The 21,230-nt window shown below is 35.7% G+C and carries 28 protein-coding genes; 24 read left to right on the top strand and 4 right to left on the bottom strand.

Annotated features, from left to right (window positions below):
* Positions 1-18: 18 nt before the first annotated feature.
* The 18 genes from rplO to DFR57_RS15655 all read left to right on the top strand — a co-directional run bounded on the left by rplO (position 19) and on the right by DFR57_RS15655 (position 12,792).
* Entirely contained in the window at positions 19-456 is a 438-nt protein-coding gene (rplO, locus tag DFR57_RS15740) for a 50S ribosomal protein L15 (RefSeq protein ID WP_114354177.1), read from the top strand.
* Positions 456-1,751: a preprotein translocase subunit SecY gene (gene secY / locus DFR57_RS15735; RefSeq protein WP_114354176.1), complete on the top strand. Its 1,296-nt coding sequence runs from the start codon at positions 456-458 to the stop codon at positions 1,749-1,751. The genes rplO and secY overlap by 1 nt, the downstream gene beginning before the upstream one ends.
* A gap of 42 nt (positions 1,752-1,793) precedes the next feature.
* Positions 1,794-2,441 carry an adenylate kinase gene (locus tag DFR57_RS15730; protein ID WP_114354175.1) on the top strand — a complete coding sequence of 216 codons (648 nt, stop codon included), beginning with the start codon at positions 1,794-1,796 and terminating at the stop codon, positions 2,439-2,441.
* 98 nt (positions 2,442-2,539) lie between these two features.
* On the top strand, positions 2,540-2,875 hold the full coding sequence (locus DFR57_RS15725; protein ID WP_114354174.1) for a KOW domain-containing RNA-binding protein: 336 nt from the start codon (positions 2,540-2,542) through the stop codon (positions 2,873-2,875).
* Positions 2,853-3,071, top strand: a complete 219-nt coding sequence (gene infA, locus DFR57_RS15720; RefSeq protein WP_058305710.1) for a translation initiation factor IF-1 — start codon at positions 2,853-2,855, stop codon at positions 3,069-3,071. The genes DFR57_RS15725 and infA overlap by 23 nt, the downstream gene beginning before the upstream one ends.
* Positions 3,072-3,103: 32 nt before the next feature.
* The gene (gene rpmJ / locus DFR57_RS15715) at positions 3,104-3,217 is read left to right on the top strand and encodes a 50S ribosomal protein L36 (protein ID WP_003156543.1); all 114 of its coding nucleotides are present in this window, start codon (positions 3,104-3,106) and stop codon (positions 3,215-3,217) included.
* A gap of 24 nt (positions 3,218-3,241) precedes the next feature.
* Complete coding sequence (gene rpsM / locus DFR57_RS15710; protein WP_114354173.1) at positions 3,242-3,607, top strand: 30S ribosomal protein S13; 366 nt, start codon at positions 3,242-3,244, stop codon at positions 3,605-3,607.
* Positions 3,608-3,627: 20 nt separating this feature from the next.
* Positions 3,628-4,017: a 30S ribosomal protein S11 gene (gene rpsK, locus DFR57_RS15705; protein ID WP_114354172.1), complete on the top strand. Its 390-nt coding sequence runs from the start codon at positions 3,628-3,630 to the stop codon at positions 4,015-4,017.
* Between the two features lie 216 nt (positions 4,018-4,233).
* Positions 4,234-5,178 carry a DNA-directed RNA polymerase subunit alpha gene (locus DFR57_RS15700; RefSeq protein WP_114354171.1) on the top strand — a complete coding sequence of 315 codons (945 nt, stop codon included), beginning with the start codon at positions 4,234-4,236 and terminating at the stop codon, positions 5,176-5,178.
* Between the two features lie 44 nt (positions 5,179-5,222).
* On the top strand, positions 5,223-5,576 hold the full coding sequence (gene rplQ / locus DFR57_RS15695) for a 50S ribosomal protein L17 (RefSeq protein ID WP_114354170.1): 354 nt from the start codon (positions 5,223-5,225) through the stop codon (positions 5,574-5,576).
* 367 nt (positions 5,577-5,943) lie between these two features.
* Complete coding sequence (locus DFR57_RS15690) at positions 5,944-6,783, top strand: energy-coupling factor transporter ATPase (protein ID WP_114354228.1); 840 nt, start codon at positions 5,944-5,946, stop codon at positions 6,781-6,783.
* Entirely contained in the window at positions 6,759-7,631 is an 873-nt protein-coding gene (locus tag DFR57_RS15685; RefSeq protein ID WP_114354169.1) for an energy-coupling factor ABC transporter ATP-binding protein, read from the top strand. The genes DFR57_RS15690 and DFR57_RS15685 overlap by 25 nt, the downstream gene beginning before the upstream one ends.
* Positions 7,624-8,421 carry an energy-coupling factor transporter transmembrane component T family protein gene (locus tag DFR57_RS15680; RefSeq protein ID WP_114354168.1) on the top strand — a complete coding sequence of 266 codons (798 nt, stop codon included), beginning with the start codon at positions 7,624-7,626 and terminating at the stop codon, positions 8,419-8,421. The genes DFR57_RS15685 and DFR57_RS15680 overlap by 8 nt, the downstream gene beginning before the upstream one ends.
* 8 nt (positions 8,422-8,429) lie before the next feature.
* The gene (truA, locus tag DFR57_RS15675; RefSeq protein WP_114354167.1) at positions 8,430-9,173 is read left to right on the top strand and encodes a tRNA pseudouridine(38-40) synthase TruA; all 744 of its coding nucleotides are present in this window, start codon (positions 8,430-8,432) and stop codon (positions 9,171-9,173) included.
* Between the two features lie 197 nt (positions 9,174-9,370).
* Positions 9,371-9,808, top strand: a complete 438-nt coding sequence (gene rplM / locus DFR57_RS15670) for a 50S ribosomal protein L13 (protein WP_114354166.1) — start codon at positions 9,371-9,373, stop codon at positions 9,806-9,808.
* Positions 9,809-9,826: 18 nt separating this feature from the next.
* Positions 9,827-10,219, top strand: coding sequence for a 30S ribosomal protein S9 (gene rpsI, locus DFR57_RS15665; RefSeq protein WP_114354165.1), 393 nt, complete (start codon positions 9,827-9,829; stop codon positions 10,217-10,219).
* A gap of 440 nt (positions 10,220-10,659) precedes the next feature.
* Positions 10,660-11,595 carry a protein kinase domain-containing protein gene (locus DFR57_RS15660; RefSeq protein ID WP_170133010.1) on the top strand — a complete coding sequence of 312 codons (936 nt, stop codon included), beginning with the start codon at positions 10,660-10,662 and terminating at the stop codon, positions 11,593-11,595.
* A 3-nt stretch (positions 11,596-11,598) separates the two neighbouring features.
* A complete protein-coding gene (locus tag DFR57_RS15655) occupies positions 11,599-12,792 on the top strand; it encodes a hypothetical protein (RefSeq protein WP_114354163.1) in 1,194 nt (397 codons plus the stop codon).
* Here DFR57_RS15655 and DFR57_RS15650 read toward each other — a convergent pair.
* Together DFR57_RS15650 and DFR57_RS15645 are read right to left on the bottom strand one after the other, a co-directional pair.
* A complete protein-coding gene (locus DFR57_RS15650; RefSeq protein ID WP_114354162.1) occupies positions 12,785-13,468 on the bottom strand; it encodes a hypothetical protein in 684 nt (227 codons plus the stop codon). The two genes, DFR57_RS15655 and DFR57_RS15650, sit on opposite strands and share 8 nt — an antisense overlap.
* Before the next feature lie 685 nt (positions 13,469-14,153).
* Entirely contained in the window at positions 14,154-14,450 is a 297-nt protein-coding gene (locus tag DFR57_RS15645; RefSeq protein WP_114354161.1) for a hypothetical protein, read from the bottom strand.
* A 179-nt stretch (positions 14,451-14,629) separates the two neighbouring features.
* Here DFR57_RS15645 and DFR57_RS15640 point away from each other — a divergent pair, with 179 nt between their 5' ends.
* The 4 genes from DFR57_RS15640 to DFR57_RS15625 all read left to right on the top strand — a co-directional run bounded on the left by DFR57_RS15640 (position 14,630) and on the right by DFR57_RS15625 (position 18,176).
* Positions 14,630-15,697, top strand: a complete 1,068-nt coding sequence (locus DFR57_RS15640) for an LLM class flavin-dependent oxidoreductase (RefSeq protein WP_114354160.1) — start codon at positions 14,630-14,632, stop codon at positions 15,695-15,697.
* 3 nt (positions 15,698-15,700) lie between these two features.
* Positions 15,701-16,267, top strand: coding sequence for an NADPH-dependent FMN reductase (locus DFR57_RS15635; RefSeq protein ID WP_114354159.1), 567 nt, complete (start codon positions 15,701-15,703; stop codon positions 16,265-16,267).
* 74 nt (positions 16,268-16,341) lie between these two features.
* Positions 16,342-17,046: an N-acetylmuramoyl-L-alanine amidase CwlD gene (gene cwlD, locus DFR57_RS15630; protein WP_114354158.1), complete on the top strand. Its 705-nt coding sequence runs from the start codon at positions 16,342-16,344 to the stop codon at positions 17,044-17,046.
* A gap of 83 nt (positions 17,047-17,129) precedes the next feature.
* Positions 17,130-18,176 (top strand): Mrp/NBP35 family ATP-binding protein, encoded by a 1,047-nt coding sequence (locus tag DFR57_RS15625; protein WP_114354157.1) that lies wholly within the window; start codon positions 17,130-17,132, stop codon positions 18,174-18,176.
* 75 nt (positions 18,177-18,251) lie between these two features.
* Here the strand turns inward: DFR57_RS15625 and gerD are convergent, their stop codons facing one another.
* Complete coding sequence (gene gerD, locus DFR57_RS15620) at positions 18,252-18,920, bottom strand: spore germination lipoprotein GerD (RefSeq protein ID WP_170133009.1); 669 nt, start codon at positions 18,918-18,920, stop codon at positions 18,252-18,254.
* A 173-nt stretch (positions 18,921-19,093) separates the two neighbouring features.
* On the opposite strand from gerD, the gene DFR57_RS15615 reads away from it, so the two are divergent.
* Positions 19,094-19,687 carry a KinB-signaling pathway activation protein gene (locus DFR57_RS15615; RefSeq protein WP_114354156.1) on the top strand — a complete coding sequence of 198 codons (594 nt, stop codon included), beginning with the start codon at positions 19,094-19,096 and terminating at the stop codon, positions 19,685-19,687.
* Positions 19,688-19,794: 107 nt separating this feature from the next.
* On the opposite strand, the gene pdaB is transcribed toward DFR57_RS15615, so the two are convergent.
* On the bottom strand, positions 19,795-20,553 hold the full coding sequence (pdaB, locus tag DFR57_RS15610; protein WP_114354155.1) for a polysaccharide deacetylase family sporulation protein PdaB: 759 nt from the start codon (positions 20,551-20,553) through the stop codon (positions 19,795-19,797).
* 138 nt (positions 20,554-20,691) lie between these two features.
* Here pdaB and DFR57_RS15605 point away from each other — a divergent pair, with 138 nt between their 5' ends.
* Positions 20,692-20,913, top strand: coding sequence for a hypothetical protein (locus DFR57_RS15605; RefSeq protein ID WP_114354154.1), 222 nt, complete (start codon positions 20,692-20,694; stop codon positions 20,911-20,913).
* Positions 20,914-21,230 lie beyond the last annotated feature (317 nt).

Raw genomic sequence — 21,230 nt, 5'->3', positions numbered from 1 at the left:
GCAAGAGGAGGTGCTCGCATGAAACTTCATGAATTGAAGCCATCACAAGCTCGTAAAAAACGTAATCGTGTAGGTCGTGGAATGTCATCAGGTAATGGTAAAACATCTGGACGTGGCCATGGCGGTCAAAACTCACGCTCAGGCGGGGGTGTGCGTTTAGGTTTTGAAGGTGGTCAAATGCCACTATTCCAACGTTTACCTAAGCGTGGATTCACAAACATCAATCGCAAAGAATATGCGATTGTTAATTTGGAAACATTGAATATTTTTGATGAAGGTACTGAAGTGACACCTGAGCTTTTATTAGAAACTGGAACAGTAAGCAATGTAAAAGCCGGAGTTAAGATTCTTGGAAATGGTAAGTTGGAAAAGAAATTAACTGTGAAAGCTCATAAGTTTTCTGCTTCAGCTAAAGATGCAATCGAAGCAGCGGGCGGTCAAACAGAGGTGATTTAATGTTCCGTACAATCTCCAATTTTGTGCGTGTGGCTGATATTAGACAAAAAATCGTATTTACTTTATTAATGTTGATTGTTTTCAGAATCGGTACATTTATTCCGGTGCCTTTTACTGATCGAAGTGCAATCGACTTTATGAACGAACAAAATGTGTTTGGTTTATTAAATACATTTGGAGGCGGTGCGTTGCAGAACTTCTCCATTTTCGCAATGGGAATTATGCCGTACATTACAGCTTCCATTATCATGCAACTGCTGCAAATGGATGTCGTACAAAAATTTTCCGAATGGAAAAAGCAAGGTGAGATGGGCCGCAAGAAGCTTGCCCAATTCACTCGCTATGCTACAATTGTATTAGCATTTATTCAAGCAAGTGCAATGTCAGTTGGATTTAACGCAATGTCAAATGGACAATTAATTGCTGACCCAGGTGTTGGGAAATTCATCGTAATTGCTATCGTATTAACCGGTGGTACTGCATTCCTAATGTGGCTCGGTGAACAAATAACAGCACATGGTGTAGGTAATGGAATATCTATTTTGATTTTTGCTGGGATTGTAGCAGCGATTCCGAACGGCGTGAACCAAATTTATGCACAATATTTTGGTTCAGGTGCTGAGGATCAGTTGTTCCTTAATATCATTATTGTATTACTAATTGTTTTACTGGTAATCGCAGTAACAGTTGGTGTTATCTTTATACAACAAGCGTTACGTAAGATTCCTGTTCAATACGCAAAAAGATTGGTGAATCGTTCACCTGTAGGCGGACATCCCACGCATTTACCATTAAAAGTAAATGCAGCAGGGGTAATTCCAGTAATCTTTGCAATATCCTTTATTATTGCACCAAGAACAATTGCTAGTTTCTTTGAAAATAATACTGTAGCGGTAACTATTGCAGACATCTTTGATTATACCAATCCTATTGGTATGGTGATCTATGTTGCCTTAATAATCGCCTTTACGTATTTCTATACATTTGTTCAAGTTAATCCTGAACAAATGGCAGAAAATTTAAAGAAACAAGGTGGATATGTCCCGGGTATTAGACCAGGACAAAATACAGAAACGTATTTAACTCGAGTTATGTATCGACTAACGTTTGTTGGATCGATCTTTCTAGCTGCTGTATCTGTATTGCCATTAATACTTGGTAGTTTAGCTAATTTGCCACAATCCATTCAAATTGGTGGAACTAGTTTATTAATCGTAGTAGGGGTAGCCCTTCAAACGATGAAACAATTAGAAAGTCAATTAGTCAAACGTAATTATAAAGGCTTTATTAAGTAGCCATATTATATGGTGGATCAGACAGAGAGCGAGGGGAAATCGTTGAATCTAATCCTAATGGGGTTGCCTGGTGCTGGTAAAGGTACCCAGGCTGAGAAAATCGTAGAGAAGTATGGAATTCCTCATATTTCAACAGGAGATATGTTCCGATTAGCAATAAAAGAAGGAACCGAGCTAGGAAATAAAGCAAAAAGCTTTATGGACAAAGGCGAATTGGTACCGGATGAAGTAACAATTGGTATTGTAAAAGATCGATTAAGCATGGACGACTGCGAAAAGGGATTTTTGCTTGATGGCTTTCCAAGAACATTGGAACAAGCAACAGCATTAGATGAACTTCTAGCAGAGATGGGCCAAGAATTGGACAGTGTTATACATGTAGATGTAGAGAAGGATGAGCTTGTTGAAAGACTTACAGGTCGTCGCATTTGTCCGAAATGTGGAGCAACCTATCATGTGATTTTTAATCCTCCGAAACAAGAGGGTGTATGTGACAAGGATGGAGAAGCACTAATCCAACGTAAAGATGATCAACCTGAGACTGTCGGTAATCGTCTCCAAGTAAACTTAGAACAAACACAACCAATGTTAGACTTTTACCGTGACAAAGGTTACCTTGTAAAGATTGACGGTGCACAGGAAATAGACCAGGTTTTTCTTGATATTGATGAAAAATTAAAAACTATTTAATTGTGTAATCGAACCTAAAAGCTTTTAAGTGTCTTGATTTAATGAATCATTACTCGATTCAAGTACGAATAAAAATGCCTAAGTGAAGGTGATTATGGTTGAGTGATTCGGAGTGTAGTCCGGAAATAGGTCAAGTTGTTCAAATCTTACAAGGGCGTGAGGCAGGTCAATACGCGATTGTGATTAAAACAATCGACCATCGCTTTGTATTACTTGCTGACGGAGAAAAGCGGAAATATGACCGACCTAAGAAGAAAAATCTTAGTCATATTGCCTGTATGGATTTTATTTCTCCGGAAGTCCAAAATAGCCTTCTAGAAACAGGGCGCGTAACAAATGGAAAGTTGCGTTATGCTATTACTAAATTTGCCGATGAAATTCTGGCAGATTTGAAGAAGGGAGATCAACTCGATGGCGAAAGACGATGCAATTGAAGTAGAAGGTACTGTAATTGATACTTTACCAAATGCACAGTTTAAAGTTGAATTAGAGAATGGTCACACCGTTTTAGCACACGTTTCTGGTAAAATACGAATGCACTTCATTCGCATTTTGCCTGGAGATAAGGTGACGGTTGAACTTTCTCCATATGATTTAACCAGAGGGCGTATAACGTACCGTTATAAATAAATGAATGCTCCGATAAAGAGGAGGTATGGATGATGAAGGTAAGACCATCTGTAAAACCAATATGCGAAAAGTGTAAGGTAATTCGCCGTAAGGGAAAAGTTATGGTGATTTGTGAGAACCCTAAGCATAAACAAAAACAAGGATAACGAATAAGGAGGTGTAGTCATTCTATGGCTCGTATTGCTGGTGTAGATGTACCTCGTGATAAACGCGTTGTTATTTCCTTAACCTATATTTATGGTGTTGGAACAACAACTGCGCAAGAGGTGTTAAAAGAAGCAGGTGTTTCAGAACATACTCGTGTTCGTGATTTAACAGAAGATGAGTTAGGCAAAATTCGTCAAGCGATTGATGGTCTAAATGTTGAAGGTGATCTTCGTAGAGAAGTATCTCTAAACATTAAACGTCTTATTGAAATTGGTTCTTATCGTGGTGTTCGTCACCGTCGTGGTTTACCTGTTCGAGGGCAAAAAACTAAAAATAACTCTCGTACTCGTAAAGGACCAAGAAAAACAATGGCAAATAAAAAGAAATAATAAAGGAGGTTTGCTAATCTATGGCTCGTAAACAAAACACACGTAAACGTCGTGTCAAAAAGAATATAGATACTGGTATTGCACATATCCGTTCTACATTTAACAATACGATTGTTACGATTTCTGATGTTCAAGGTAATGTTCTTGCATGGAGTAGCGCTGGTTCATTAGGATTTAAAGGTTCACGTAAATCCACTCCGTTTGCTGCGCAAATGGCTGCAGAAGCTGCTGCTAAATCAGCGCAGGAACATGGAGTGAAAACTTTAGAAGTTACAGTGAAAGGACCTGGTGCTGGACGTGAAGCAGCAATCCGTTCACTTCAAGCAGCAGGTATCGAAGTAACTGCTATTGTAGATGTAACACCAGTTCCTCACAATGGTTGTCGCCCGCCAAAACGTCGTCGAGTATAAGCTTAATCAGTATATAATTTGTTTATCTGTCTATAATGGGTTATGATAACTTAATAAAGTTCTGTGTAACAGCTTTCGTTAAGGCACTTATAACTACTAAAATTAGGACAGATTGCATACAATTAGAGAGTGCAGAAACGGGAACTGCCTACCTGGGGAATTTCGGTTAGACGTTTGTCTAACCGAGGTTTCGACGTTTTAAAGGAGGGTTTATAAATGATCGAAATTGAAAAGCCAAAGATTGAAACAGTAGAAATCAGTAATGATGCTACTTATGGGAAATTTGTTGTAGAACCACTAGAACGTGGATATGGTACTACACTCGGTAACTCCTTGCGTCGTATCCTACTATCTTCACTTCCTGGCGCTGCTGTGACATCTGTGCAAATAGATGGAGCACTACATGAATTTTCAACTGTCGATGGGGTCGTTGAAGATGTTACGACAGTTATTTTAAACCTGAAAAAACTAGCTCTTAAGATCTACTCTGATGAGGAGAAGGTTCTTGAGGTAGATGTACAGGGAGAAGGAAATGTTACGGCTGCAGATATCATTTTTGATAGTGATGTTGAGATTTTAAATCCCGATCTTCATATTGCTACTTTGAGCAGCAATGCACATTTAAAAATGAGAATAACAGCTGAACGTGGCAGAGGCTATCGTCCTGCCGATACAAATAATCATGATGAACGTCCAATAGGTGTTATCCCAGTGGACTCTATTTTTACACCTGTTCAAAAGGTGACCTATCAAGTAGAGAATACAAGAATCGGTCAAGTTGCGAATTTTGATAAATTAACATTTGATGTTTTAACAGATGGAAGCATAAGACCTGAAGAAGCAGTTTCTTTAGGAGCTAAAATCTTCACAGAGCATTTAAATATCTTCGTTGGTTTAACAGATGAAGCTAAAAATGCTGAGATCATGATTGAAAAAGAAGAAGATCAAAAAGAAAAAGTATTAGAAATGACAATCGAAGAGCTTGATTTGTCGGTTCGTTCTTATAACTGCTTAAAACGTGCAGGAATTAATACTGTACAAGAACTAGCACATAAATCAGAAGAAGATATGATGAAGGTTCGTAATCTAGGACGTAAATCACTAGAAGAAGTGAAACACAAACTAGAAGATCTTGGTTTAGGCTTACGTAAAGAAGACTAAAGCAAGGAACCCGAAGAGATTTCGAACGAAGGAGGGATAGTCCCATGGCAAGAAAATTAGGACGTACAACAGATCAACGTATGGCTATGTTACGTAACCTTGCGTCGGATCTTATTATCCATGAACGCATCGAAACTACTGAAGCAAAAGCTAAAGAATTACGTTCTGTTGTAGATAAAATGATTACTCTTGGAAAGCGTGGAGATCTTCACGCGCGTCGTCAAGCTGCATCTTTCTTATATAAGAAGGAAGCAAGCGAAGATGAAGACGTACTTCAGAAGTTATTTAATGACGTTGCAAAGCGTTATGAAGATAGACAAGGTGGATACACACGCGTGCTTAAATTAGGACCACGTCAAGGTGACGGTGCTAAAATGGCGATCATTGAACTTGTGTAATATCAGCTTAATTTGGGAGGGCCCGGCATTCAATCTCTTATATGAGGTGGATCCAAGCCCTTTTTGTTTTATAAATGAACACAACAATTTTCTTGCCAGATAGGTAAGGGATTGTTGTGTTTTTTATTTCTGAAATTTTATTATATGATTTATAGTTTCTAGAAAGACTTAAATAAAATTTTTAAAATGATAAGTTTTTAAAGAAAATCGCTCTATCAGTTTAAAAGCAGTAAAATTAATTTCGAGGTTTCATTGGTTAGTAAGCTTTATTAAGGAAGATTAGCCGATCCTATTCTTTATATGATAAAATATGGTGGTATCCAAAATTATTATTACCCGGGAAATACTAGGGAAAGATGTGAAATACATGAATAACTATGCTGTTGAATTTAATAATGTTTCCTTTCGTTATCATGAAGATGAACCATGGATTTTAAAGGATGTTTCTTTTAAAATTGAAGCAAATAAAACAACTGCGATAATTGGACATAATGGATCTGGAAAATCAACCATTGCTAAGTTGATGAATGGTTTATTACTTCCGGAGCACGGACAAATTTACATATACGGAACTAGAGTTGAGGAAGAGTCTATTTGGGATATTCGAAGAGAAGTGGGAATGGTGTTTCAAAATCCAGATAACCAATTTGTCGGTACAACCGTAAAAGATGACGTGGCATTTGGTCTTGAAAATAGAGGAATTCCGAGGTTGGATATGCAAAAGCGAATTGATGAAACCTTGAAAGCTGTTGGCATGATTGATTACTTGTTGCATGAACCATACCGTTTGTCAGGTGGTCAAAAACAACGTGTAGCTATAGCTAGTGTGATGGCTATAACCCCAAGTATATTAATTTTAGATGAGGCAACATCAATGCTCGATCCTCTTGGCAGAAAAGAAATCCTAGAAACAGTACAACATCTCAGAAAAAAAGATAACTTATCATTGATAATGATTTCCCATGAAGTAAATGAGATGATTAAAGCAGATTACGTCATTGTAATGGAAGATGGAAAAGTATCTATAGAAGGAACACCAAAAACTATTTTCTCATCAGAAGATAGAGTGAAAGAGGTAGGATTAGATATCCCGCTAGTAACCGAATTCGCCTTATCCCTTAAAAGACATGGAATGGAGCTGGAATCTAATCCGCTAACACATGAGGAGCTATTAGAAACATTATGGACATATCATTTGAAAACGTAGATTATATATATCAACCAAATTCACCTTTTCAGTTTCAAGCCTTAAAGAACCTGTCTTTTGAGATTAAATCAGGAGAATTTGTAGCTATTGTGGGTCATACGGGATCGGGGAAATCCACCGTTATTCAGCATTTAAATGGTTTGTTACGCCCTACACATGGTAAAACCAAGATTGGGGATTTTACTCTTACCTCTGATCATAAACCGAAAGACATGAAAAGCTTAAGAGAACAAGTAGGAATTGTATTTCAATATCCAGAGCATCAATTATTTGAAGAAACGGTAGAAAAAGATATTAGCTTTGGACCTGCCAACTTTGGAGTGGCAACAGAGCAGATTAAAGAGCGAGTAAAGACGTCTATAGAAGCTGTGGGTATATCTACGGATTTATTGAATCGCTCTCCATTTGAACTCAGTGGTGGGCAAATGAGGCGGGTTGCGATAGCAGGAGTGCTAGCAGTAGAACCAAAAGTCTTGGTGCTTGATGAACCGACTGCAGGATTAGATCCTAAGGGAAGAAAAGAAATCATGAATATGTTTTACCGGCTACATAAGGAAAAAGGTTTAACTACTATTTTAGTAACGCATCACATGGAGGATGCCCTTAAGTTTTCGGATAAAGTGATTGTGCTGGAAAAAGGAACGAAATACTTAGAAGGCAGCGTACAAGAAGTATTTTCGAACCAAGCTAGATTAAATAAAGTGCAATTAGATATACCAGAAATTTTAACCGTGGTAAAAGAGATAAATAATCGTTTTGGGCTTTCTATTGATTATCAAGGACAGTCCCTAGATGAATTAGCAGTGCAAGTAAGTGTTGGATTAAAGGGGTTAAAGAAACATGAATAGTGCATTTATAATTGGCCAATATATTCCAGGTGAATCCTTTATCCATCGTTTGGATCCACGAACAAAGATCTCCTTAATATTCTTTTTTGTTATTTTTGTATTTTTTGCTAATTCCGTATTAAGCTATGCACTATTAACCATATTTTCATTCCTTGTCGCATTATCCACTAAAATTAAGCCTTCCTTTATTATAAAAGGGCTCACTCCTGTGTGGTTTTTAATAATTTTTACTTTTACGATTCACCTTATTGTAACGCAAGAAGGTGAGGTGCTTTATCGGATCCTAGGGTTTCCTATTTATTCAGGGGCACTCATTCAAGGTTTTAGTATTTCGTTACGTTTTTTCTTATTGATATTATTTACATCATTATTAACCTTGACTACGACTCCGATAGAAATAACGGATGCGATCGAATCACTTCTAAATCCTCTGAAAAAAATCCGGCTACCGGTCCATGAATTAGCCTTAATGATGTCGATTTCATTGCGATTTATTCCTACTTTAATGCAAGAAACAGACAAGATTTCTAAAGCACAAGCTTCAAGAGGAGTAGATTTTAGGTCTGGTTCCTTAAAAAGTAGAGTGGAGGCTGTAATTCCGCTCCTGGTTCCTTTATTTATTAGTGCGTTTAAACGTGCGGAAGAACTAGCGATGGCAATGGAGGCTCGTGGATATAGAGGAGGGGAAGGTAGAACGAAACTTAGAGAATTAAAGATTAGAAAGTTAGACTATCTTGCAATGATATTATTTTCCCTCGTGATTGCAGGAATGTTTTTACTGAGAAAGTAGGGTTGCCTATGCGATATAAAGCTGTAATTAGCTATGATGGTAGTAATTTTTCAGGATACCAAATACAACCTAAACAACGCACCGTTCAGGGTGAAGTTGAAAAGGCGTTAAGTAAAATGCATAAAGGTCTACGCATTACAGTTCATGCTTCTGGAAGAACTGATCGAGGCGTTCATGCATTAGGACAAGTGTTACATTTTGATTCGGACTTACAAATTCCACTTGATAATTGGAAAAGAGCTTTAACTGCCATCTTACCTGATGATATTAATGTGAAAAGGATAGAACCAGTAAAAGATGATTTTCATGCTCGCTATGATGTAATAGAAAAAGAGTATCGGTATGAGTTATTAGTAGATGACGAACCGAATATATTTTTGCGCCATTATAAACACCATGTCGCGCCGCCAATTAATGTTAAAGCAATGCAAGAAGCGTGTAAGTATTTAATTGGAACACATGATTTTAGTTCCTTTTGTGCTGCGAAAGCAACGGTAAAAGGAGATAAAATACGAACGGTTTATGCAGCCTCTTTTTTAGAAAAAAATACAGGTCTGATATTTAGGATAGCAGGAAGTGGATTCTTATATAATATGGTTCGGATCATTGTAGGTACATTAGTTGATATTGGTTATGGTAAGTTAAAGCCTGAAGATATGAAAAAAATAATAGAAAAAAAAGAAAGAAAAGCCGCGAGTAAAACAGCGCCCCCACAAGGATTATATTTATATCAGGTAAAATACGATGAATAATAATTAAAAAGCAACGAATCCTTGCGTTTTTTCTATTGACTTTAGGCCATATTTGTTATATTATGATTAATGGCATTTTATTTTCTAAACCACGATTGGCCCCGGAAAGTTAATTCGTGTTAGAATATAAATCGTTCAACCAAAAACGAATAAAATTAGATGAATCGAAACATAGATTTTTAGGAGGTAAACGGATCATGCGCACAACTTTCATGGCAAATGAAGCTAATATTGAACGCAAATGGTTTGTTGTGGACGCAGAGGGTCAAACACTAGGTCGCTTAGCAAGTGAAATAGCAACGCTCCTTCGCGGAAAACACAAACCAACTTACACACCGCATGTGGATACTGGTGACAATGTTATCATTATCAATGCTGAAAAAATTGAATTAACAGGTAACAAATTAAACGACAAACTTTACTATCGTCATTCAAACCACCCTGGTGGATTGAAGTCTCGTACGGCATATGAAATGCGTTCGAAGTACCCTGAACAAATGCTAGAGCTTACTGTAAAAGGTATGTTACCAAAAGGTAGCCTAGGACGTAAAATGGGTAAAAAATTGCATGTGTACAGAGGTTCTGAGCACAAGCACCAAGCACAACAACCAGAAGTTTACGAACTTCGCGGATAATAAAAGGAGGTTAATATAGTGGCACAAGTACAATACTACGGCACCGGTCGCCGTAAAAGCTCAACTGCTCGTGTACGTTTAGTACCTGGTACTGGACGTATCCTTGTAAATAAACGTGATGCGGAAGATTACTTCCCATATGAAACACTTCGTACAATCATTAAGCAGCCATTAGTTGCTACAGAGACTGAAGGAAGCTACGATGTATTAGTAACCGTACATGGTGGAGGATTCACTGGTCAAGCTGGTGCAATTCGTCATGGTGTAGCTCGTGCATTATTAGAAGCAGATCCAGAATATCGCACAACACTTAAGCGTGCTGGATTCTTAACTCGTGACTCTCGTATGAAAGAACGTAAAAAATACGGTCTTAAAGGCGCGCGTCGTGCACCACAGTTCTCAAAACGTTAATATATCTTTATATTACAAATCAAAACCTCTTTCCTGTTTTTGCAGGGAAGAGGTTTTTGTTATTTAATCAGATAATATCTTTATATTGTTATTAATATTGATATACCCTAATCATTAGAATTCATTACCAATATCTAAATTTCAGCCAAATAAAATGATACACAATCATCACTTAAACAGCGAAACTTCGTTTTATTGAGGTTTAACTCTGTTTACAATTTAGATTATTGGTTGCTTTTTAAACCCAAATATTTAAAAATATACCCCTTCAATTGTATGGAGTTTTCAAGAGGAGGTTTATATACCCCTTTATTAAATGTTTTGATATATTATTTTTGTTAGTAAATTTATATAAAGAAATTTTTACTCAGTTTAATATGATTATAGAGAAATTATTTTTTTTGAGTTATACTTAATGAAAAGGCTTTATGGAGGGTGCAATGGAGATAAGATATATAACTAAAATAGATATTGAAACAATTTTAGATAGACATAATATTAAATATCAATCAATTTGTCCTTTTCCAAAAAGTGGTCAAAAAGCAGTTTTCAAAATTATTTGTGATCCAAATCCAATAATTTTAAAAATTTATAATGTTACACCTTATCATACTATTAATCAGATGGAATATGTATCACATGTTGATGTAGATGAATTAAAAGTTCAAAAAAACGAAGAAATCAGAATACTTACAATGATCATAGCTCGTGAGGTAAAAGCATCAAAAAAATGTCCTATTTTTCCTAAAATGATTATCACTAAAGATATTGATGAATACCGAGTGAACGAGCATTTATATAAATATTATTTTGAGGAATTAGTAGATGGGATTACAATGAATGAATCTAGCTATTACCTTGAAGAAAATAGCATTAGTCAGATTGCATATTTTTTAGATGCGGCATTAGAATTAGTAAAAAAAATGTGGGATAAAACTTATGTTCATCGTGATATTAAACCGAACAATATAATTATTGATGGAGAAAGGGTAATGTTTATTGATCCGGGGTTAGCAAAATCTGCAAACGATGAAACGCTTACTAGAACTGGTATGGCAATGGGTACTCCTAGATATTGGGCACCAGAACAACAAGAAATTCAGTCAAATTACAATTGGACTTTTAAAACCGACCTTTATCCATTAGGATTGATAGCTATTGAAATGTTTCTTCCCGAATTGCGAAGACTTTCAGAAGATCAATTAAAAGATATGCAGTTTGTATATAAAAAATGGTGTGAAAAAGATCAATTTGATAAATCTAAGTCATTCTTTCGAGATATTATTGTCAAACTTTCTGCTGAAAAAATATTTAGGAGAGCGAGCTCTATTGAAGATATCCAAAAAACATTAGTTGAATTTAAGGAGAGTGATTAAATAATGCTTATGATACAACAAGGGCCGGCAGCTGGTCCAAAATTAAAAAAAATTATAGATAGTAATTTTTGCGATGGCATTATTTGGGACCCAAGAGATTTAACTTCTAGCAGGATAAATCAATATATTCGCGAAAATATAGAATATGAAGATTTAGTAAAAGTAATGGAGTTTAAGCAATATTATCAACAATTCGATAATTCTGACAAAAAGAAATTAAAAGATTATCCGGAATTTCCAAAAGAACTTATAGATAGAGCTTTTTTAAGAAGACAAGAAAATTTGGAGGAGTTGGTTCATAATAATATCGATTTTCAACAATCAGTCGAGTTAGATTACCTATGCACGCCAACTTTTTATATAGAAAGCTTCGGACATAGAATAATTGAAAGAGTCCTTGAAACTTGGCAAAAGAATATTACATATATGAATTCCCATGAGGATAGTAACCCATTATTTGCAACTATGGTGATATCAGAAAATGCATTCTCTAACTATGATTATATCAATGAATTCCTAGAAGATTTAGAAGATTTTTCTGAAGAGCTAGAAGGAGTGTATTTTACTGTAGATCGAAATGAGATGAGCTCTCTTAGACATAAGTTTGACCTTGCTCATTTGACTAATATTTTACAATTTATTTATGATTTAAAGGTAATGGGATTTAAAGTTATTGTAGGCTATACTAGTGTTGAAGGGTTATTGTACTCTTCAGTAGGTGCTGATTATGTTGGAACGGGTTGGTTTTATTCTTTGAGAAAATTCAATAGGGTACAGAAAGGCTTACCCCCAGAAAAAGCATTTGGAATTCAAAAGAAACGATATACTTCAATCAAAGTATTCTCTGAAGTTCCTTTACAAGAAGCTATATATAATGTGGGAGCTAGGAGTCATCCAATTATTCTCGATAACTGTTCTCTCGATAGAGAATTAATTTTAGAAACGCCAATAGATATACTTAATAGTAATGATTGCTATTTGCAACATTTTGAAGAAATGTATAAATATGTACAAATTTTTGATTCATTACCGGATGTATCCGACAAGACTAACAAAGTTCTAAATTTGCTAGAAGAAGCAGAAACTAATATACAGTTATTCAACAACCTTCCAAACAATACCTATACTATTAATTCAGGACATATAAAACAATATTCTGATGCCATAAAATCAGTAAAAGAAGCTAACTTCATATAGTTAGCTTCTTTCCTTCTTCATATTCCAATAACATAAATTTTGCTATGCTAGCGATTAATGTTACGTTTCTTTTCAAAGGTAGAATTTTCTTCTTTACATCTAGGTAGATTGTAAAATCATCTGGTGTAACTCCAATCAGACCAATATTGTTAGATTTGAAATATTCTCTTTTCTTTATTGCTAATTTCTTAGCCATATAATCAGGAAAAACAACATAAGAGTAAGCTGAAAAATTTTTATTATTATTTGCCTGTGTTATTGCCTTTTTCCAATCATGTAATTTTGCTTCATAGGAAGTGAATTCAAGAAAAGGAAAGGAAAACTGATCTTTAATTAGATATTTATTCGGCGTAATCTCATTCACTATATTAGTCAATATCAGTTTTTTTAGTATATACTTAACAGTATTTATATCATATCCACTTATATCCACGATGTAGTTAAGAGTCCTTACAGCTCTTTTATGAAGGAGTGAAACGATTCTCGCATATCTAAATTCAGATAATAAATTAGCTTGTTCCACGGTAAGTAGGTTGTTGCTGTTGTTTGTTACTTTAACAATATCAACATTACCAAAACGGGCATTAAACTCATCAATTATTTTCTCGTTATTTGTTGCATTTCTTAGTAAAAGATTGTGAAAGCAACTCTGTAATTCAAGTTCAGTTGAAAACATAATAAGCCTCCCGTTTTTATTTGTTTATCAAGAGAAATTTTAACACATAGAGCTACTAAAATAAATTATATTTTTAATTGATTAAATTAATCTTCAAACGTGTCTTTTATTTTATATCATAAATTACTTTCGAGTGTGAGTCTAAAAATTGGACGCGGTAAATTAATATAAATAAAACTATAATTAAACTAACAATTATATAGGAGTGTGACAAGGATGGAAGAAATAGGTCCTATCTTTACAAAGGCTATAGTATCTGCACAAAAGAATCCATCTTCGACTTCATATACTGTATCTAAAAGTCTATTAACATATAGCTCAGCCTGGAGTATGGATTACTAAAGAATTGATAACTTTTTCGATTGCAATTTTTGAATTTTACTAAAGATACATCTATAAGTGTTAATACATTTTATATTACTATTTAGAAAATCCTTTCAGTTTCTATGCTTGGAAGGGGTTTTTGCTAATATATTAAACAACAATAGTAAGGACTTCTTATTATATACGTAAATATTGGAGAAGCAGTCTTAAAATGAGGAGTAAAAGGTTAACATACTTATTTGTAACCATTAAGTCAATTGCGAGAATCCTAAAATGAAATGTGTAGTAATGTTCCAGTATGAAAAAAACTAGAACCATGTGCTAAAGTGCTAGCGAATGAGTCTAGTTTTTCAATCAATCCTTATTTCTTTTTCAGTGTATTCAAGCCATCAATCAATAGACAGATAAATGCCGCCCAGTGAAGAACCATTCCTACTATTGGAATAACTCCCAAAGTACTGGCTACAATACCAACCACAGGCCCCCAAATTGCTGTATTTTCCTTTCTAGCCATAACTAGTGTAATCACATGATAAATAAGCATAAATAAAAGCGGTGCCCAAGATAAAGAAAGTATAAATCCTCCACCAACTCCAGGGATCCCTAGAAAGAATTCTAAACCTGAACCAATAAATTTTAAAATAGTAGATATTAACATATCGTTCCTCCTTTCTTCCAAATAGATAACTTCCTTACAAGATTTTACCACAATTTTAACTTTATTCAATTTAAAGATTATTCGACAGGTGACAGGCACCACTTCACGTTTTTCCTATAAGCAAGTCAATGGCGTTATATATAAGTGCTTGCTAAAATGTGTGGAAGAGGTGAATAATAATGGAACAGTTTAGAATAGATAAGGATAAGGGTTTGGAGTTTGGTTTGTATACGCTTGGGGATCATTTACCTGATCCTCATACGGGGGAGCGGATTTCTGCTCAGCAGCGTATTAATGAATTGGTAGAGCTGGCTAAGCTTGCTGATCAAGCGGGGCTAGATTTTTTCAGTGTAGGTGAATCTCATCAAGAGTATTTTGCTACACAAGCGCACGCGGTGGTTTTAGCTGCTATCGCACAAGCTACTGAAAATATAAAAATTGCTAGTTCTTCTACCATAATCAGTACGTCAGATCCTGTTAGAGTATATGAAAATTTTTCAACAATAGATCTGATATCTGATGGAAGAGCAGAAATTATTGCAGGTAGGGCGTCACGTACTGGTATTTTTGATTTATTAGGCTACGACTTAAGCGATTATGAAGAGCTATTTGAGGAAAAGTTCGAGCTGCTTCTTAAAATAAATCGTGAGAAAATAGTAAACTGGAGTGGGAAATATAGGGCTCCCTTAAGAAATGCAGAAGTTATACCAAGGCCAAAGAACGGTTCTCTACCTATTTGGCGTGCGGTTGGTGGACATCCTGCAAGTGCAATTAAAGCAGCCTATGCTGGAGCGCCAATATTTTTAGCGACCCTTGGTGGGCCCGCTTCAAGTTTTAAAAATACGATAGATGCCTACCGAGAAGCTTTAGGGCAAAATGGATACGATCCTAATGAATTCCCTGTGGCGACAGCAGGCTTCTTTTTCGCAGCTAAAACAACCCAGGAAGCACAGCGGGCAACCTATCCACATATTAATGAAGGAATGAAACGAACGAATGGCAGAGGGTTCCCCAAACAGCATTTTGCACAAGGGGCCGATAAGCGAGATGTGATGAATATTGGCAGTCCGCAAGAAATAATTGAAAAAATATTGTATCAACATGAAATGTTTGGGCATCAACGCTATATTGCACAGATGGATTTTGGTGGTATGCCCTTTGATAAGTTGAAAGAGAATATTGAATTGATTGCAACTGAAATTTTACCGGCAATCAGAAAATACACTGCAAAAAAAGAGGATGATTGATCAATGAAAATTGTTGGCCTATCTGGATCAAAAGTTGGCTCAAAGACGAGAACAGCGATGAACTATATTATAGAACGAGCTCAGGAAACGAATCCAGAAGTAGATGTTACATTAATTGATTTAGCAGATTATGACATTCAATTTAGTGACGGCAGAAATTACTTGGATTACACGGGTGACACAAAACATGTAACAAAAACCATCATGGAAGCGGATGCTATCATTATTGGCACACCAATTTTTCAAGCATCGATTCCAGGAACTTTAAAAAATATTTTTGATCTATTACCTGTTAGCGCCTTTGAGCATAAAGTGTTAGCGATGTATGCTACAGCTGGATCTGAGAAACACTATCTAATTTTAGAGCAACAACTCAAACCAATATTGTCTTATATGAAAGCACAAGTGGTTCCTGCTTATGCATTTATAGAAGAAAAGGATTTTCTGAAAAAAGAAATTGTAAACGATGATGTATTTTTTAGATTAGATCGACTAATTGAGGATACATTGTTATTAGCAAAAACGTATCAAAAAATGCTGGAAGAGAAAGAAGCGAGTTATGGCTTTTAGAAGCTACTGATTTTGGAATAAACACACGTCTTGTCCCATATATTGTGGTAAGAGAGATGATGGGAGAGATATCGATGCTAAAAAAATGGACTTTTTTGCTGTGGACGATTGGTTTGATAGCCTTGTTTATGTTAATTCTCTATCCAATAACGCAATTAGACGAAGAGGTGGATCAATTCTCCTTACCTCTATCAGGAAAAGTGATTGTGCTTGATCCTGGTCACGGCGGAGTGGATGGTGGGGCGGAAGGATCCGATGACACGCAGGAAAAGGGCATTGCATTAGAAGTTACATTTCTCTTGAGAGACTACTTACAACAAGCTGGGGCAATGGTTTATTTAACGAGAGAAACCGATGTGGATTTGGCTAGTGACGATACCACAGGGTTATCACGTCGAAAATCAGAAGACATCCGAAATCGTGTGTCGTTTATTCAGTCAAAGGATCCTGATTTCTTTTTGAGCATTCACTTAAATGCTTTACCTGATAGACGGTGGAAGGGCGCACAAACCTTTTATTATCCAGCTTTAGATAAAAGTAAGCAATTAGCTACTTCGATTCAAGATGAAATAAAACGTAATATGGAAAATACCACCCGAGAAGCTTTAGCTTTAAATGCTATTTACCTACTTAAATATACGGAGTTGCCAGGTGCCTTGATTGAAATTGGATTTCTCTCTAATCATGAGGAAAGAGAGAACTTAAAATCTAAGAGTTATCAACGCCAAATGGCAATAAGCATCTATGAAGGCATCTTGAATTATACGGTAGCGGATTAGAAGCAAGATACTTATCCTATCGCTAAACTATGTTATACTAAAATTAGAATAATCAGATTAATAAATAATAGAGGTGACCTGTTTTGCTTACCAAACAAGCGGTTTTAGAATTACTGTATAAATTAAAAGATCCTTTTTTACATAAAACCTTCGAAGAAACTGGCGGAGTGGAAGAAGTCGTTATAAAAGAAGAAAAAAATCATGTCAGTGTCAAATTAGCGATAGGAAAGACAAATACAGCAGAGCAAATGCAATTACAACAAGAGCTCGTTGCTGCACTCAAAGAACTAGGTGCGGTTACAGTTGGGTTAAGATTTAGTCAGTTACCTGAGGAAGTAATTGCTAAATTTCAACCAACCAGTGAAGAAAAACCTACGCTCTTAAGTGGAAAAACGGACACGAAGTTTTTAGCGATTGCAAGTGGTAAGGGCGGTGTTGGTAAATCAACCGTTACAGTTAACTTAGCTGTCGCATTAGCTCGCTTAGGCTATAAGGTTGGTGTAATTGATGCTGATATTTATGGCTTTAGCGTACCAGACATGATGGGTGTCGAGGAAAGACCTAAGCTTAATGGAAATAAAATTGTACCGGTAGAACGATTCGGTGTAAAAATTATTTCAATGGGCTTTTTTGTGGAAGATAATTCTCCTGTAATATGGCGTGGCCCTAGACTAGGGAAAATGCTAACGAGCTTCTTTAAAGAGGTAGAATGGGGAGAATTAGATTATTTATTACTCGATTTACCACCGGGCACAGGCGATATCGCGTTAGATGTGCATAATATGATTCCATCCTCAAAAGAGATTATTGTGACCACGCCGCACCCAACAGCTGCATTTGTAGCAGCTAGAGCGGGGCAAATGGCAATAAATACCGACCATGAAATCCTTGGTGTGATTGAGAACATGTCCTACTACGAAAGTAAAGTAACAGGTGAGAAGGAGTATGTTTTTGGTAAAGGTGGCGGTGACAAATTAGCCGAAGTATTAAATACGGAAGTTATTGGTCGCATGGCGCTGAAACAACCATTTGATGAAGAGGGTGTTTTTGCACCATCTGTATACCAAGAGGATCATCCGAATGGAAAAGAATATTTAGAAGTAGCTAAAGGTATTTCTGAAAAATTTTAATAAAAAGTGAGAGGATTATTTTGGTCCTCTCACTTTTTAATGGGTTTAGAATATAATCGTGTCAGTTACTAGGTGCTAACTGCCTCCTGATTCTCCACCACCGCCACTTTCGCTGCCACCGCCGCCTTCTTCTTGGCCACCTTCACCACCGCCAGAAGACTCTTCTTGTGAGCCACCGCTTTCTTCAGGCTTCATTTCTTTAGCTGCGTTTAAAACAATCTCTGCAATGGTTGCTTGCATCATAGGCGATTCAAATGTTTCTTGAATGGTTTTTTCTAAATGCTCGCGAAAAGGTTGGCTTTTTAAGACTTGAAGGGTTTGTTCCTGCATTTTTGGATTACCTAAAATCTCCATCATTTTCCCTTGGAATTTAGGATCACTCATTAATCCTTGCATCACTTTTTCTTGTTGATCCTGTAACGAAGTGGCAAAACTTTCGATAAAGGCAGGATCCGTAAACATTTTCTGCCAAAATTCTTTTCCTTTATCAGAGGAAAAAAGAGACGTAATAGCTTCTTCTACAACTTTCGCGTCAATGACATAAGTTTGTTGCATATCATCGCTTGCTAATACCTCTGTTATGGCCTTTTTACCTTCATCTGTTTTTAAAATATCAGCGACCATTTTCTTCGTTGTATCATAATCTGCTTCTTTATTCGCAGCAGGACTCCCGCCAGTACATGCAGTTATCAAACATAATATAATAATTACAACTATTCCTTTGAGTTTACGTGTTGGAACCATATCTATTCTCCTTTCTACTGAGAAACTAAAGAAGATCGGTTAATTTTCGTGAAATAGTCTTATTTATAATATGGAAGTATTTAAAATTTATATGTATGAAGAAAGAAAAAAACTTTTGTTCATGGTAAAATATCAAAGTATGGAGAATTATGCATGGATATGGAGGACGTTTTGTGAAAAGTCGTAATGTTGTTCGATTATTTTTTTCTACATTATTAATTGGTGGATTCACCACCGTTATTGCTAGCTTTTTTGTAAAGTGGGAGAGGTACCAGGAATTTCTCAATCCGTTTGATTGGTTTGAAGTATTAGGATTAATTATAGTTTTCTCGGCTTTAGGTTTTGTGTTTAGCTTGGTAAGTCAAATGGGCTTTTTTGCATATTTAACCGTGAATCAATTTGGTTTAAGTATTTTTCGTAGCTTTTGGCCAATTATACAGGTTGTCTTAATAGGCGTGACACTCTTTGATCTTGTTTATTTCAGATATAAAGGAGTAGCAGATGAAAGTTCCATTTTCCCCTACTTACTCGTAGCGATGGCCTTGTTTGTATATAGCTGGATTATCGCTGGTATTAAAGCAAAAGAAACCAATAGAAGCGCCTTTATTCCTGCTTTGTTTTTTATGATCGTAGTCACAACAATAGAGTGGGTGCCAGGTCTTCGTACAAATGGTGGCGATTATGCTTGGTTAATGATTGTACCACTCATTATTTGTAATACGTATCAATTACTAATATTGCACCGGTTACAAGATAAAAAAGGTTAAAAAGTTTGGCTCTCGCATATGCGCGCGGGCCAAACTTTTTTGTGTTTAGAAAATACTCCATTATTTAGAAGGAAAAAAGGTAGAACAGGTGATGAAAATTTGTATTTTTACAACTCTTCATGACTTTCATCAGCCTGACTTATAATGTCCGAGACGGTAACAGGCTTAAGACCTTCTTCTTTAAAAAAGGGGAGTAGAATATCTAGTGCTTTTTCCGTCTGTTTAACAGAATCGGAGGCATGAAGTAAAATAATATCTCCATTTGATGTGTTTTTTTTCACGTCCTTTACAATGTTATCTGTTCCAGGGTTTTTCCAATCATGGGGATTGACACTCCAATGTATTACTTTTAAACCTTGATTTTCTGCTAATGCAAATACTTCTTCATTAAATTCTCCATTTGGTGTACGTAATAACGTGATATCAGGATACCCTAATTTTCCAAAGATATCTTTTGCTCGAGCTAAGTCTCGCCTTACAGCATCTGGTTCTTGTTCCAAATAGGATTTGTATGCATAGCCAAGCATTCCAATCTCATGTCGATCTTTAACAATCATTTCTAGTAAGTCAGGATGCCGCTCTGCCCATTCACCACTAACAAAGAATGTACTCTTGACGTCGTGTTTTTTTAATACCTCTAATATAGGCTCTACTTTTTCATAACCCCAGCTAATATTAAACGTAATCGCTATTTCCTCTCTATCAGCATTTCCCTGATACAAAGCATTTGGATTTTGCTTGGAGGAGAATACTGAACGAATCTGCTCCGACTCTACATAAATAAAGATAGACGTAAACAATGCGCAAATCACAGCAAGTAGTAATAATTTGGAATGCTTAATATGTACGGTTAAAAAATAATTCATGTAAGCTCGCCTCCTTGGACTTGCTATTATAGGTATGCGTTAAATTGGTTAATATACTGTCTAATTATGTTTAATTTTGATAAAAAGCAGGAATATGGAGAATATAAAGTGAGCGAATAAATTGGGAGTGTTTATTTTATGCTAGGATTATTAGTAAACGATCAAGAACAAAAAGAATTAGAATATGCAATTAAAAGAGAAATGGAAGAATTACTGTTAGATTTAGAAGATCATCGGATAGACAGAATGGTGAAAAAGTCTATGCAGGAAAGATATAAGCTCTTATTTCAATTGTTTAGACGGGTAGCATCGGAAAGTGAATACCGAAAATATATTCCTAAACATGTAAAAACTGAATAAGACAAAGAATACTATATCTGGGTGAAAAAAAGATATAGTATTTTTTTGTGTAAAAACACTTGCTTCAATGCTATTATTATGCTATATTATTTTTTGTTGTCGTTTTTAAAAGTAGTGTTTGAAACTTTCTTTTAAAAACACTTCAAAAACGTATTGACACAAGTTATCATGCGTGATATATTATATTTCGTCGCTAAAAAACGACAAACATTTCATTTTAAAATTGATCTTTGAAAACTGAACAGAACAACCAGTATGTCAAGTAAGAAATTAAGCTAGTTAAGTTTAGAGCAATCGAGCTCACATATTATGGAGAG

It is taken from the genome of Saliterribacillus persicus (genome assembly GCF_003337485.1).
Lineage (GTDB): Bacteria > Bacillota > Bacilli > Bacillales > Amphibacillaceae > Saliterribacillus > Saliterribacillus persicus.
Note: the sequence above shows the minus strand (reverse complement) of the source record. Positions and strands in the feature narration are given on the sequence as shown.